Annotated in this window: 14 protein-coding genes; 8 read left to right on the top strand and 6 right to left on the bottom strand. The window is 61.8% G+C overall.

Annotated elements, in window-relative coordinates:
• Window positions 1-11 precede the first annotated feature (11 nt).
• The 5 genes from DES49_RS01985 (at window position 12) to rsd (ending at window position 5,546) form a co-directional block, all read left to right on the top strand.
• Window positions 12-2,366, top strand: a complete 2,355-nt coding sequence (locus tag DES49_RS01985) for a Tex family protein (protein ID WP_133734695.1) — start codon at window positions 12-14, stop codon at window positions 2,364-2,366.
• 11 nt (window positions 2,367-2,377) lie between these two features.
• On the top strand, window positions 2,378-3,922 hold the full coding sequence (gene gshA, locus DES49_RS01990) for a glutamate--cysteine ligase (protein ID WP_133734696.1): 1,545 nt from the start codon (window positions 2,378-2,380) through the stop codon (window positions 3,920-3,922).
• Window positions 3,923-4,084: 162 nt separating this feature from the next.
• Window positions 4,085-4,285 (top strand): ribosome modulation factor, encoded by a 201-nt coding sequence (rmf, locus tag DES49_RS01995; protein WP_133734697.1) that lies wholly within the window; start codon window positions 4,085-4,087, stop codon window positions 4,283-4,285.
• 157 nt (window positions 4,286-4,442) lie between these two features.
• Complete coding sequence (locus tag DES49_RS02000; RefSeq protein WP_243864815.1) at window positions 4,443-4,991, top strand: disulfide bond formation protein B; 549 nt, start codon at window positions 4,443-4,445, stop codon at window positions 4,989-4,991.
• Window positions 4,992-5,072: 81 nt separating this feature from the next.
• Window positions 5,073-5,546 carry a sigma D regulator gene (gene rsd / locus DES49_RS02005; protein WP_133734698.1) on the top strand — a complete coding sequence of 158 codons (474 nt, stop codon included), beginning with the start codon at window positions 5,073-5,075 and terminating at the stop codon, window positions 5,544-5,546.
• Window positions 5,547-5,559: 13 nt separating this feature from the next.
• Here the strand turns inward: rsd and bamJ are convergent, their stop codons facing one another.
• Together bamJ and DES49_RS02015 are read right to left on the bottom strand one after the other, a co-directional pair.
• Window positions 5,560-6,291: a BamJ family beta-barrel-assembly machinery protein gene (bamJ, locus tag DES49_RS02010; RefSeq protein WP_133734699.1), complete on the bottom strand. Its 732-nt coding sequence runs from the start codon at window positions 6,289-6,291 to the stop codon at window positions 5,560-5,562.
• The gene (locus tag DES49_RS02015; RefSeq protein ID WP_133734700.1) at window positions 6,288-6,812 is read right to left on the bottom strand and encodes a DUF2390 domain-containing protein; all 525 of its coding nucleotides are present in this window, start codon (window positions 6,810-6,812) and stop codon (window positions 6,288-6,290) included. Before DES49_RS02015 ends, bamJ begins: the two co-directional genes overlap by 4 nt.
• A 25-nt stretch (window positions 6,813-6,837) precedes the next feature.
• Here DES49_RS02015 and DES49_RS02020 point away from each other — a divergent pair, with 25 nt between their 5' ends.
• Window positions 6,838-8,760 (top strand): ATP-binding cassette domain-containing protein, encoded by a 1,923-nt coding sequence (locus DES49_RS02020; protein ID WP_133734701.1) that lies wholly within the window; start codon window positions 6,838-6,840, stop codon window positions 8,758-8,760.
• A gap of 12 nt (window positions 8,761-8,772) precedes the next feature.
• Here DES49_RS02020 and ppx read toward each other — a convergent pair whose 3' ends face one another.
• On the bottom strand, window positions 8,773-10,293 hold the full coding sequence (gene ppx, locus DES49_RS02025) for an exopolyphosphatase (RefSeq protein ID WP_279591366.1): 1,521 nt from the start codon (window positions 10,291-10,293) through the stop codon (window positions 8,773-8,775).
• Between the two features lie 193 nt (window positions 10,294-10,486).
• Between ppx and trxA the strand changes: the two genes are divergently transcribed.
• Together trxA and mobA are read left to right on the top strand one after the other, a co-directional pair.
• Window positions 10,487-10,813, top strand: a complete 327-nt coding sequence (gene trxA, locus DES49_RS02030) for a thioredoxin TrxA (RefSeq protein WP_133734702.1) — start codon at window positions 10,487-10,489, stop codon at window positions 10,811-10,813.
• Between the two features lie 56 nt (window positions 10,814-10,869).
• A complete protein-coding gene (gene mobA / locus DES49_RS02035) occupies window positions 10,870-11,454 on the top strand; it encodes a molybdenum cofactor guanylyltransferase (RefSeq protein ID WP_133734703.1) in 585 nt (194 codons plus the stop codon).
• 105 nt (window positions 11,455-11,559) lie between these two features.
• Here mobA and moaE read toward each other — a convergent pair whose 3' ends face one another.
• From moaE to DES49_RS02050, 3 genes are read right to left on the bottom strand one after another with little or no spacing between them, the layout of a single operon-like run.
• Window positions 11,560-12,030: a molybdopterin synthase catalytic subunit MoaE gene (gene moaE / locus DES49_RS02040; protein ID WP_133734704.1), complete on the bottom strand. Its 471-nt coding sequence runs from the start codon at window positions 12,028-12,030 to the stop codon at window positions 11,560-11,562.
• Between the two features lies 1 nt (window position 12,031).
• Complete coding sequence (moaD, locus tag DES49_RS02045) at window positions 12,032-12,280, bottom strand: molybdopterin converting factor subunit 1 (RefSeq protein WP_133734705.1); 249 nt, start codon at window positions 12,278-12,280, stop codon at window positions 12,032-12,034.
• A gap of 12 nt (window positions 12,281-12,292) precedes the next feature.
• Window positions 12,293-13,507: a molybdopterin molybdotransferase MoeA gene (locus DES49_RS02050; RefSeq protein WP_208297001.1), complete on the bottom strand. Its 1,215-nt coding sequence runs from the start codon at window positions 13,505-13,507 to the stop codon at window positions 12,293-12,295.

A 13,507-nucleotide genomic window follows, 5' to 3' on the forward strand; every position in this document is an offset into this window, starting at 1 on the left:
GTGCCCCCCTAATGACCGCCATCAATCAAGCCATAGCGAAGGAACTTGCCGTCAGTGAGCGCCAGGTGAATGCCGCGGTGGCTCTGCTGGATGAAGGCGCAACAGTTCCCTTTATCTCCCGGTACCGTAAGGAAGTAACAGGGTCGCTGGATGACAGCCAGCTTCGGTCCCTTGAGGAACGCCTGCGGTACCGGCGGGAAATGGAGGATCGGCGCCAGACCATCATCGACAGCATCCGCGAACAGGACAAGCTGACCGACGAGCTGCTGGCGTCCCTCCAGGGGGCCGAGACAAAAGGGCGGCTTGAAGATCTTTACCTTCCGTACAAGCCCAAGCGCCGGACCAAGGGGCAGATCGCCCGCGAGGCAGGGCTTGAGCCGCTGGCGGATGCACTTTTTGAGGACCCGCAGAACGACCCCGAGACCCTGGCCGCGGGCTATGTGGACGCTGATGCCGGCGTTGCCGATACCAAGGCAGCCCTGGACGGCGCCAAGTACATCCTGATGGAACGTTTTGCTGAGGATGCGGATCTGCTGTCGCGCCTGCGCAGCTTCCTGTGGCGTGATGGCCAGCTTCGGGTCGAGGTTGTTTCAGGCAAGGAACAGGAGGGGGCGCGTTTCCGGGATTATTTTGATCACCGCGAGCCCCTCAAAAAGGTCCCCTCCCACCGTGCGCTTGCCATCTTCCGGGGCCGCAATGAAGGCGTGCTTCAGTATCGTATTGAGGTGGGGGATCCGGAAGCCGACCCGAAGGCGCCCCATCCTGCCGAGGGTATGATCGCCTCGCACTGGGGCATCAGCAACCGGCAGCGCCCCGCCGATGCCTGGCTGGGTGAGGTGGTGCGCTGGACCTGGCGGGTCAAGCTCGGCACTCACCTGGAGACCGATCTGATGGGCGACCTGCGCGACCGGGCGGAGTCCGAAGCCATCCAGGTCTTTGCCACCAATCTCAAGGATCTGCTGATGGCCGCGCCGGCCGGTCAGCGTGCGACCATCGGCCTGGATCCGGGGCTGCGAACCGGTGTGAAGGTGGCCGTGGTGGACGGCACCGGACGTTTCCTGGACGAGGGTGCCATCTATCCCCACCCGCCCCAGAAGCAATGGGATAGGGCCATCGAGCAGCTTGCCGAGTGGTGTCGAAAGCACAGTGTCGGTCTCATCGCCATTGGTAACGGCACCGCATCCCGGGAGACCGATAAGCTCGCGGCGGAACTGATTAACCGTTACCCGGATCTCGGGTTGACCCGTGTCATGGTCAACGAGGCCGGGGCCTCCGTCTATTCGGCGTCCGAATACGCGTCGCGGGAGCTGCCCAACCTGGATGTCACCATCCGGGGCGCCGTCTCCATTGCCCGGCGGCTCCAGGATCCGCTGGCCGAGCTGGTCAAGATTGATCCCAAGTCCATCGGCGTCGGGCAGTACCAGCACGATGTCTCCCAGGTGAAGTTGGCGCGGGCGCTTGATGCCGTGGTTGAGGACTGCGTCAATGCCGTTGGCGTGGACCTGAATACCGCCTCGGTACCTTTGCTGACGCGTGTTTCCGGCCTCAATACCACGACTGCCGAGAACATTATCCGCCATCGTGAGGAGCAGGGGGTCTTCCGGAGCCGGCGCGACCTGAAGCGGGTGAGCCGCCTGGGTGAGAAAACCTTCGAGCAGGCGGCCGGTTTCCTCCGCATCATCGATGGCGAGAACCCGCTGGACGCATCCGCGGTCCACCCTGAGGCCTATTCCTTTGTGGAGGGCCTTGCCCGGCGTGCGGGTAAGCCACTGGGGCAGATCATCGGCGATACCGATTTTGTCCGCTCGCTCAAGCCCGCCGAACTTGTGGACGACCAATTCGGTGAGCCCACCATCCGTGACATACTGGCGGAACTGGAGAAACCCGGTCGGGATCCTCGCCCTGAGTTCACCTTCGCCAGTTTCCGAGAGGGGGTGGAGAAGCTTGAAGACCTTGAGGCCGGGATGAAGCTTGAGGGCAATGTCACCAATGTCACCAACTTCGGTGCCTTTGTGGATGTCGGGGTCCACCAGGACGGGCTGGTGCACATATCGGCGCTGTCCCATTCCTTTGTTAAGGATCCCCGGGAAGTTGTGAAAGCCGGGGATGTGGTGACCGTGAAGGTGATGTCCGTTGACCGTGAGCGTCGACGCATTGAGCTCAGCATGCGTCTCGATGATGACGTTGCGACGAGCGGCGAGAAGCCGAAAGCGTCGGGCAAAGCCTCCTCGAATGAACCCGGCGGCAAGCCCGGTCGTAACAAATCGGGCGCCGGCAGGTCGGAAAAGCGTGAGAACGAGAAAACAGGTGGCGGTGCCATGGCGGACGCGTTCGCCAGGGCGCGCGGTTCCAACAGTAACCAGTGAGGGAGTGATAGATGGGGGAACGGCGTCAGCAGGCGTTTGAGGCAGTGGTCGCTGAGCACTGGAGTGGCTTCCGCAAGGGCCTGGAAAAAGAAGGGCTCCGTGTTGATGCTGATGGTTTCATCGCCCAGACACCGCATCCGGAAGCACTCGGCTCCGCCCTGACCAATCCAGCGATCACCACGGATTACTCCGAGTCGCTGCTGGAGCTGGTGACGCCGGTCTGTGAAAGCACCGAGGAGCTGCTTCGCGCCCTCGATGGCATCCACAGCTATGTGCATCAGCACCTGGGCGACGAGGTTCTCTGGCCCCTGAGCATGCCGTGCCGGCTCGACGGGGATGCCAGTATTCCGATCGCCCATTACGGCACCTCCAATATTGGCACCCTCAAAACGGTCTATCGCCGCGGCCTGGCGGAACGCTACGGGCGGGTGATGCAGAGCATTGCCGGGACCCACTACAACTTTTCCATGCCGGACAGCTTCTGGGAGAACTGGCAGAAGCAGCTGGGCGATACCGGACCACTCTCCGAGTTCCGGACCCAGCAGTATTTCTGGCTGATCCGCAACTTCCGGCGGCGCAGCTGGTTGCTGATGTACCTCTTCGGCGCGTCGCCCGCGCTGGACCGGAGCTTTGTCGAGGGCCGCCGTCACCGGCTGGACACACTGGATAGCCAGACACTGTATGAGCCCCATGCCACCTCGCTGCGCATGAGCGACCTGGGCTACAACAACCAGGCCCAGTCGTCCCTGGATATCTGTTTCAACCGGCTTGAGACCTACACGCAGACCCTGGATCATGCCATTCACACAACCTGGCCCCCCTACCGGGACATTGGCCTGTTCCGCGATGGCGAACGCATCCAGATCAACGACAGCGTGCTGCAGATCGAGAACGAGTACTACAGCGCTATCCGGCCCAAGCGAACCACCCAATCCGGTGAGAAGCCGCTGCATGCATTGCAGAGTCGTGGTGTTGAGTATGTGGAAGTGCGCTGCCTGGATCTTGATCCATTTGCGCCTCAGGGGGTTACCCGGGAGCAGGTGGATTTCCTGGATCTCTTCCTGCTCGATTGCCTGATCTCGGACAGCCCACTGATCGATGACTCGGAATGTGACGGCCTGGATAACGCCTTCCAGGATGTGGTCCGGCAGGGCCGGGCACCAGGCTGCCGTCTGAGCCTCGAAGCGGAGACGGTCGAGCTCCGGCAGGCGGGTATGCGGATTCTGGAACGTCTGGAAAACCTGGCCGGGATGCTGCCGGGCGGTGACGACTATCGCGCCTGCCTGGACCAGCAGAAGGCCCGACTCCAGGATCCGGGTCTGACGCCGTCGGGCCGGCTGTTATCCGCATTGAGAGAGGAGGATACGGACCTTGTGACCTGGGGAATGCGTCAGGCGCGGGAGCAACAGGAGAGCTTCCGGGCTGCAGCGCCCCACCCTGAATGGCGAGATGAGCTGGAGGCTGTGAGCCGTCGTTCCCTCCAGGAGCAGGTCGAGATCGAAGCTTCTGAAACGGAGGATTTCGAAGCATTTCTGGCCCGGTATCTCAATGATTGAGCCCGTTTTGTGACGGCCGCACGGGTAGGCCTACGGATTACCGCACATTCTCCGGATGTTCATTTGTTCACCACTCCCCCGGTTGTTACTGTTTGTTAGCGAAAGTAAACAGATGTTGCAAATCGCCAGGGACCAAGGCCGTTAACCGGGGAGAAAAGGGTCATGTCGTATGGTAGAGAGCTTGGGTGGGATCTGGAGTCGCTGAACAAGGCGTACCGCCAGGGCTGCATGGCGGGTCGCATCCAGATGGAGCAGAACCGATGCCCCTATGAAAGCGACGTGGTCAAGGCTGCCTGGGAAGCCGGCTGGGAAGACGGCGCGGAAATGCATGCCGAGCAAGGCTCAACCGCCAACATTGCCTGATCTGGCACTGCCGTGCCCGGATCATCTCCCGTTTCCCTCAATTACCCTCCGTTTCAGTTTCGCTGTACCCTGCTTTTCCCGGATGCCGGGATAACCGTCGTCTGCGATCAATGAGTGGTATACCATGCATTGAAGGTGGCGTGCCGGCATACTGCGCATGGGCTGCCCCCACCCAACCCTGCTGGAGGAGATGATGTCCCTGAGTCGCTTACTGTTTCTGGCCATTGGTGGAATCTGTGCCGTGCTCATGAGCGTGGCGCTTTATATGGAACACATGATGGGCCTTGAGCCCTGCCCGCTGTGCATGCTGCAGCGGGGCGCTGTTACAGGCACCGGGGTTATCGCGCTGGCTGCCGCCGCCATTGGGCCCCGGGGGTGGGGCATACGGCTTGGCGGTATCGGCGTGGCGCTGGCTTCAGTCGTGGGGGCGACCCTGGCGGGTCGCCAACTCTGGCTCCAGAGTCTTCCCGAAGACGCGGTGCCGCCGTGCGGGCCCGGCTACGATTACCTGCGCGAGACTTTTCCCCTGACGGAGGTGATCCGCATGGCATTTCAGGGCTCCGGTGATTGCGCGGAAGTTCAATGGACCTTCCTCGGACTCAGTATCCCGGGCTGGACATTGGTGTTTTTTGTAGCCGTGGGCGTTACCGGCCTCTTTTTGCTGTACCGAGGTCCCGGCAGGGCGGATACTGGGTTGCTGCGCTGAGTCTGTTGGGGTAACTTGCAGGTGACATGCTCATAAGAAGATCGAATAAAGTAAAACTATAAGAGCCTTGTGGGAGGGGTTATGCTCGAGAACTGCGAGACTGCCAGGGACCGCTGGGGTGGGGTCAGTGAGCTGATCGACCGCTGGTTGCGGGAACGCCAGGAACTGATCGTCCATTACTGCGACCTGGGCGCCAACCCAGAGCCGGAAAAACCGGATGAACTCTACGCTCGACTCTCCAGGTTCTGTGAGCTGCTCCTTGACTACGTTTCGGCGGGCCACTTTGAGATCTATGAGAAACTCATGGATGAAGCGCGCGAGTTCAACGACGGTGGTGTGGAAGTGGCCGCCAAGGCCTATCCCAGGATCAGCAAGACCACCCAGGAAATGCTGGCCTTCAATGACCTGCTTGAGGTAAGTGAAAAGACCGAGGATGACATGCGCGCCATGTACGCCCGCGTCTCGCACCTGGGGGAGATCATGGAAGAGCGCTTTGAACTGGAGGATCTCCTGATCGAGAACCTCCATACCGCGCATGCCAGTCAGGTAGCCTGATCCGGACTGAGGGTTATTTCACCTCAATCAGTTCCACGTCAAAGATCAGGGCCTGGTTGGGACCAATGCTGGACGGGGCATTCTCACCGTAGGCCAGCTCCGGCGGGATGTAGAACTTGTAGCGACCACCTTCCTGCATAAGCTGCAGCCCTTCAGTCCAGCCGGGGATAACCTGCTGCAACCCGAAAGTCGTGGGTTCGCCCCGTTCCCGGGAACTGTCGAAAACGGTCTCATCAGTGAGCATTCCCGTGTAGTGGACGGTGACCCTGTCGTCCGCCTCCGGTGACTGGCCATCTCCTTCCTCCAGAACCTCGTACTGCAGGCCTGACTCGGTGGTTTTCACCTCATCCCGTTCTGCATTTTCCTCCAGGAACGCCTCGGACTGTTCCAGGTTCTCGGTGGCGTTGCCCTGCTGCTGCTCCTGTCCGCCCTGGTTCTGGGCATCGGCCATCTCCTGCTGCATCCGCTTCTGGTAATCCTGGATGCTGGCCTGGATCTCCTCATCGGAAAGCTGTTTCTCGTTACCTTCCAGGCCATCAATAATGCCGGCGACAAAGGCGTCGGTGTCCAGGTCCTGCATGTCCTCGCCGATCCGTTCAGCGAAGATGGTGCCCATGCTGTAGCTGAGCTTCTTCTCTTCCGTATCCAGTGATGCTTCGTTCTCGGCGCTGCACCCACTGGCCAGGATCAGCATGGCTGCCGCCAGGCCGCTGGATTTCAGTGCGTTGGTCAGGTTCTGTTTCATTCTGGTTTCCCTGTTGGTTGGTCCTGTTCCGGTGTCTGTTTCCAGGCGTCTATGATCCGATCCTGGAGCGGAGCGAGTTCCCCGTCCAGTCCAATCAGGACCAGATTATGCCGGGCTCGGTCCACGGGGTGAAGATCGGCGTGTGCCGACCCGCTGTCCATGGTGCCCAGATGATGCCACCACCACGCAAGTTCAACCTGTTCCGATGCCAGCTCGCTTTCGGCGATCTGTTGGCGCAGAGGCGCCACTGCCGGGTTTTCCTTGCTGAGTGACTGGCGAAAGCGACGCAGGGATTCAGTCGCCTCCCGGCGCCAGGCGCCGATTGCTTTCGGCTCTTTGCCATCCCAGGCAAAACCGCTCTGGGCACTGTAAACGGCTGCGAGGATGTGGGTGACCGCGATGCCCGCGTTCTGAGCTTCAAGACAGGTCTCGGCGAAGCCGGGCCGGTTCCAGAGCGCCAGGGCCAGATCCCAGAGTGGGTTGGAGAGGTTCAGATCCTCGGGTGGGGCATGCCATTCCATGGGGGCTTTCCTGTAGAATGCGGATATGCTTTCAATCGAGAACCTCAGTTTACAGCGCGGCGGCCAGTGGTTGCTAGACGACTGCTCCGTCACTATCCAGCCCGGTCAGCGTGTTGCCCTGGTGGGGGGCAATGGCACGGGCAAATCCAGCCTCTTCCAGATGATCCTCGGCGAGCTTTCCGCCGAGCAGGGCCATATCCGGCTCCCGGGTGGGTCCCGGCTGGCGCACATGGCCCAGGAAGTCGCCGGCAGCGACCGCAGTGCCCGTGACTTCGTGCTTGATGGCCACACCGAACTGCGTCGTCTTGAAGACGAACTTGCCCGTGCCGAGGCCTCGGGTGACGACAACGAACTGGTCCGTGTCCATGGCGAGCTCGACAACATCCGCGCCTGGGATGCGCCACGCGAGGCGGAAGCGCTGCTGCGTGGACTGGCCTTCGGCGATGAGGATATGGACCGCCCCGTGAGCGACTTCTCCGGCGGCTGGCGCATCCGCCTCAACCTGGCCCAGGCGTTGATGGTGCCCTCGGACCTGCTGCTGCTGGACGAGCCCACCAACCACCTGGACATCGAGGCCTGCTACTGGCTCGAGGGCTGGCTCAAGCAGTACCAGGGCACCCTCCTGTTCATCTCCCACGACCGGGATTTCATGGATCGCGTGGCCACCCATGTGGTCCATTTCGAGCACCGCAAGCTGTATTACTACACGGGCAACTACCACTCGTTCGAGCGCCAGCGTGCCGAGCGGTTGGCTCGCCAGCAGTCCGAGTACGAGAAGCAGCAGAAGCGGGTTGCCGAGATCCAGGGCTTCATCGACCGGTTCCGCGCCCAGGCCAACAAGGCCAAGCAGGCCCAGAGCCGGATCAAGGCGCTGGAGCGCATGGAGACCATTGCACCGGCCCATGTGGATTCGCAGTTCGAGTTCCGCTTTCCGGAGGCGGACAAGGTCTCCAACCCACTGCTCACGGTTCGCGATGGAGCCGTGGGCTATGATGGCGAGCCGTTGCTGTCGAACATCCACCTCAACCTGATGCCGGGCAGCCGCGTGGGGCTTCTGGGCGTCAATGGGGCGGGCAAGTCCACACTTATTGCGATGCTTCGCGGCGCCACGCCGCTTCTCAGTGGTGAACGGGTCACCGGCGAGCATTTCCGCCCGGGCTATTTTGCCCAGCACCAGCTGGATGAGCTGGACGTGGACGCCAGCCCATTCCTGCACCTGCGCCGACTGACGCCGGGCGCCAGCGACCAGGTGATCCGGAACTTCCTGGGGGGCTTCGGTTTCCGCGGCGATGATGCCATGGCCAGCATCCGCAACTGCTCCGGCGGCGAGAAGGCGCGCCTGGCGCTGGCCATCATCGCCTGGCAGAAGCCCAATGTGCTCTTTCTGGACGAGCCCACCAACCACCTGGACCTGGAAATGCGCCAGGCGCTGACCATGGCCCTGCAATCCTTCGAGGGGGCCATGGTGCTCGTCTCCCACGATCGGCACCTGTTGCGCAATACCGTGGATACGTTCTGGCGGGTGGCGGATGGTACCGTTACCGAGTTTGATGGCGACCTGGACGAATACGAGCGTTGGCTGTCCGAGCCCCGCCGCAAGGAGGCTGCGGCACCGGCCCAGGACGCGAAAGCGGTGTCCGGAGACGGCGGCCAGGACCAGCAGGGTCGCCAGAGCCGCAAAAAGGCGGGGGCCGAACGCCGCCAGAAAGTTGCGCCCTACCGCAAGGAGGCTAAGCGCCATGAGCAGGCACTTGAGCGTATCAACGCGGAGAAGGCGGAAGTCGAGGAAGCCCTTGGCGACACCTCGCTTTATGAAGAAGCCCGCAAGGATGAACTGAAAAAGCTCCTTGCGCGGCAGGCGGAGCTGGAGCAGAAGGAGGAATCCCTTGAGGAGGCCTGGCTGGAGGCCAATGAGGCTATAGAAGCCATCGAAGCCGGGGATGACTGAGTGGGCTTCGGCTCAGTCCCCCTTTGTGATGACCAGCTCCATATCCGCCTGCTTCACGTAGGCCTGTTCGCTCTGCAGGTCCGCCAGTGTGAGGGGGTGATTGTCCAGCCAGTCTCCGGGTAAATGAATGCTGAGCCGGCTGCCCTTTGCTTCAAGGGTGAAGGGCGGGGGCGATTCATTGGTGCGCGCGTGCTGCAGGAGAACCCCGAGTCTCAGGATCAGCGCGAGCCGCTTGATCGGCGGTATATCCTCGGGGCTGTGTGATTCGAAGATTTTATTGTTGAACTTGCGCCGGTGCGCCCGGACCAGTGTTGCCAGGGACCGCTGGACGTCCTGGGAAAAGCCCGGAAGGTCCGAGTAGGTCATCAGGTAGGCGCCGTGCTTATGGTACTGGGTATGGCTGATGGCCAGACCGATTTCATGGATTCGACAGGCCCAGCGGAGCAGGTTGGAGTAGTAGGGGGAACTCAGCCCCCAGGCAGAAGCAACCTGGACCCTGGCCCGGTCGGCGGTTTGCTCCACCGCCTCCGCGTGCGCCGTATCGACGCTGTAGCGGACCTGCAGTGCCTGTATGGTGCGCTCGCGGACATCCTCGTGGGTATCCCGTCCGGCCATGTCGTAGAGCAGGCCCTCACGCAGGGCCCCATCCGCGAAGCTCATGAACTCGATTTCCAGGGATTCGAAAGCCGCGTACAGGATGGCAAACCCGGCCGGAAAGATGCTCCGCCGGTCTTCCCGGACGCCCAGCGCCTCAAGCTTCTCCACCCGCCCCATGTCGATCAGTCGTTTCCTCAGGTCCTTCATTGACTGACGGCTGATGCCCTCGCGTTCCAGGTTGAGGTCGCGCACCACACTCTCGATCGCCTTGATGGAGCCGGAGGAGCCCACACAGTTTTCCCAGCCGCGAGCCCGGAAGCGCTGCTGGATGTTGAGCAGCTCCTGGCGGGCATGGGTGATCGCATTATCCATCTTTTTGCGTGAAATCTTGCCGTCAGGGAAATAGTGGTTGCGGAAGGAAACGCAGCCCATGTGGAGGCTTTCCGTCTCGCGGGTCTCGAAGCGTTCCCCGATGATGAATTCCGTGCTGCCCCCGCCAATATCAATCACCAGGCGCGGCCCCAGGTCATCGGACAGGGTATGGGATACGCCCAGGTAGATCAGTCGCGCCTCCTCGCGGCCGGCAACCACCTCCACCTCGGTGCCCAGGATCTCCTCCGCCGCATGAATGAAGGTGCTGGCGTTGCGCGCGGCCCGCAGGGCATTGGTGCCGACCACGCGCACGGACTCCGCCTGCATGCTTGCGACGCGCTGGGCAAAGCGCTTCAGGCATTCCAGGCCCCGCTCCTGGGCTTCCAGGGACAGATAGTTATCCCTGTCCAGACCGGCGCCAAGCTGGACTTTTTCCCCCATTTTCTCAATCGTCCGGATCTCGCCCTGGACCCGCTGGGCCACCACCATGTGAAAGCTGTTGGAGCCCAGATCGATGGCGGCGAGGAGCTGTTTCGGATCCGGAGTCTGCTGGGGGTCGGTCACTTGTCTTGAAATCCTGTTGAAAGCCCATATATCCTGAATAACCGTAAACTGAAGAGTAGACGGAAATCAGTGAGCGGGATAGTAACCCGCCGGGCACCCCCTGTAACAGAGGGGGAATCGACGTGTCCCTTAACCGGTTAATCAAAGGCCCCTGGCTGGCCTATTCATTCAGCTGAAAATTGGAAGTAGGGCGATGAGCGACAACATTGTTTATGTAACAGACAGCACCTTTGAAGACGAAGTCCTCAAGTCGGATGTGCCGGTACTGGTGGATTATTGGGCGGAATGGTGCGGTCCCTGCAAGATGATCGCCCCGGTTCTGGAAGAGATTGCCGATGAATACGAAGGCAAACTCAAGATTGCCAAGCTGAACATCGACGAGAACCAACAGACGCCGCCGCGATTCAACATCCGTGGTATCCCGACGCTGATGCTGTTCAAGAACGGCGACGTGGACTCCACCAAGGTGGGCGCACTGTCCAAGTCCCAGCTGACGGCATTCCTCGACAGCAACCTGTAAACGGAACCCGTGCCCGGTGAAGCCTCGCCGGGCCATCCAGCGATCGAAGGGGCGCCATGATTCCAGGCGGACTGATACTGGCTGGCGGACGTGGTGAACGACTCGGAGGCCAGGACAAAGGCCTCCTGCTCCATGATGGAGAGCCCTACGTGGCCCATCTCGCCCGTTGCCTTGAACCGGTAACGGCCGCAGTGGCGGTCAGCGCCAACGACCATGCCACTGACTACCGCCAATGGGCCAACACCATCCTCCCCGACCGCCAATTCCCGGGCCAGGGCCCCCTGGCCGGCCTCTACGAAGGATTGTCCTGGGCCCAGACCCAATCACTCCCCGGCCTGCTCGTAGTCACCTGCGACACCCCGGCACTGCCCCCCGCCTGGGCAGTCCAGATGCTCGAAACCGCCCGACTCAACCCGGACACCCCCTGCCTGTCCGAAACCCCCGACCAACGCCATTACCTCCACGGCTATTACCCGGTCTCGGTACTACCAACACTGCACGATTCCCTGACCGCCGGCGAAAACCGCGCCTGGCGCCTGGCAGAACGCACACAAGCCCTCTGGCTGGACTGCGAAGCCATGGCATCAGGATTCATCAACGTGAACACAAAATCAGACCAGGAAGAACTCGCAGGCCGCTGAACACTCAGGGGATGGGGTCGGGTAGGCCTGTCCGGGAAGCTCCGGAGCCATGGATGGCGGAGGCGCAGCGTACATGGACGTATTCAAAGCGGTTCCCGGACAGGCCTACCCGACCCCATCTTCCCCCGAACCCTGCCATCGCGCCGCCGATAACCGGTCACTCTCTTTCTGCTCAACCCAGATTTCGCCATCCTTCGTCAGCTCCTTCTTCCAGAACGGCGCCCGAGTCTTCAGAAAATCCATAATAAACTCACAGGCCTCAAACGCCTCCCGCCGATGGCTACTACTCACCCCCACAAACACGATCCGCTCCCCCGGCATAATCTGTCCCACCCGATGCCGAACCTCCACCGCCTGAATGGGCCAACGCGCCCGCGCCTCGTCAATCACCCCTTGAATGGCGTTCTCCGTCATCCCCGGATAATGCTCAAGGTACAGCCCGTTGACCGATTCCCGGTCTCCGTAGTCCCGGGCAAGCCCGGTAAACGTACAGACAGCTCCTATTTGCGGCGCATCGGCTTCCAGCCAGGTCGTACAGTCGGCGGGATCAAAGGGCGCCTCATCGATGCGGATCATCTCAACCCCCGGTTACCGGCGGGAAAAAGGCCACTTCATCACCATCCGAGACCGGTGTCTGGTCCCGTGCCATGGTCTGATTGACCGCTACCAGGGCCCACTCCCCATCGAGCAGGTCGGCCCAGTCCTCGCCACGTTCCCTGAGCACCTGGCGCAAATCCGAAACGCAGGCCGTATCGTCAGCCGGCAGCTCGAGCTGGTCCAGACCCAGCCGTTCCCGGAGGCTGGCGAAAAACAGAACACGGATCATGACATCCTCTCCTTAACCGTAAAGCAGGCTGGAGAACGGGTAATAAAGCACCGTGTCACCCACCGCCAGTGTTTCATTTTCAGGAATCACCGCGAGCCCATCCGACCAGCAGGCCGTGCTGAGAACGCCGGAACTCTGGTTGCTGGCTGCCTCAAGCCACTGGCGTCCCTCAAGCTGGCGACAGCGCACACGCTGGTATTCCCGGCGCGACTGGGCGCGGGGCACTGCAAAGCCCAATGGCAGTGCATAGGCGGCCGGAGTCGTCAGTCCACTTTCACCCTGGCAGCAGCGTAGAAAGGGACGACCGAGCATGAGGAAGGTCACAAGAACGGCGGCGGGATTCCCGGGTAAACCGAGGATGGGGGTGTCGCCGATATGGCCGAAGGCCAGTGGCTTGCCCGGCTTGATGGCCATGCGCCACAGGTTGAGCTGCCCCAGTGACTGGATCGCATCACGGATGTGATCCTCTTCGCCCACCGACACGCCGCCTGTGGTGATGATCACGTCCGCCTCCTCGCTGGCCCTTTGGAGGGCGTTCCGGGTGGCGTCAAAGGTGTCCGCCACCGTTTCGAAGGGGACAGGTTCCCAGCCCGCCGCGCTGACCAGGGACTGGAGCATCGTCTGGTTGGAGTTGTAGATCTGCCCCGGTGCCAGGGGCTGGCCCGGAGTCACCAGCTCGTCACCGCTGCTCAGAACGGCGATGCGCAGGGGGCGGTAGACTCGCACCTGGGGCAGCCCGGCCGAGGCAAGGAGCCCAAGGTGCCAGGGTTCCAGCCGAGTACCGGCCTCAATGAGCGTTTCGCCCGCCTGGATATCCTGTCCGGCGGGCCGGATGTTCTGGTTGGCTTCCGGGGTGCGGGAAAAGACGACCTCCTCCCCCTCCAGGGTGGCGTTCTCCTGCATCATGACGGTGTCCGCACCCTCGGGAACGGCGGCTCCGGTAAAGATGCGGGCAGCGGTTCCGGGCTCCAGTGGCAGCGGATCCTGTCCGGCGGCAATTCTCTGGGAAACCGGCAACGATGGTTGTGACGCATCGCGGCTGTTCAGGGCATAGCCGTCCACGGCGCTGTTGTCCGCAGGTGGAACGGTAACGGCGGCGACCGGGGTTTCCGCCAGGATGTTGCCAAGGGCCTTACCCAGAGGGCGGGCTGTGGCTTCGGGCAGAACCCGGGCCGCCTTGAGCAATTGTCCCAGCGCGTCATCCACGTTCATCAGTGAATCCGCCAT

The sequence above is a fragment of the Halospina denitrificans genome, from assembly GCF_004364635.1.
GTDB lineage: Bacteria > Pseudomonadota > Gammaproteobacteria > Pseudomonadales > Oleiphilaceae > Halospina > Halospina denitrificans.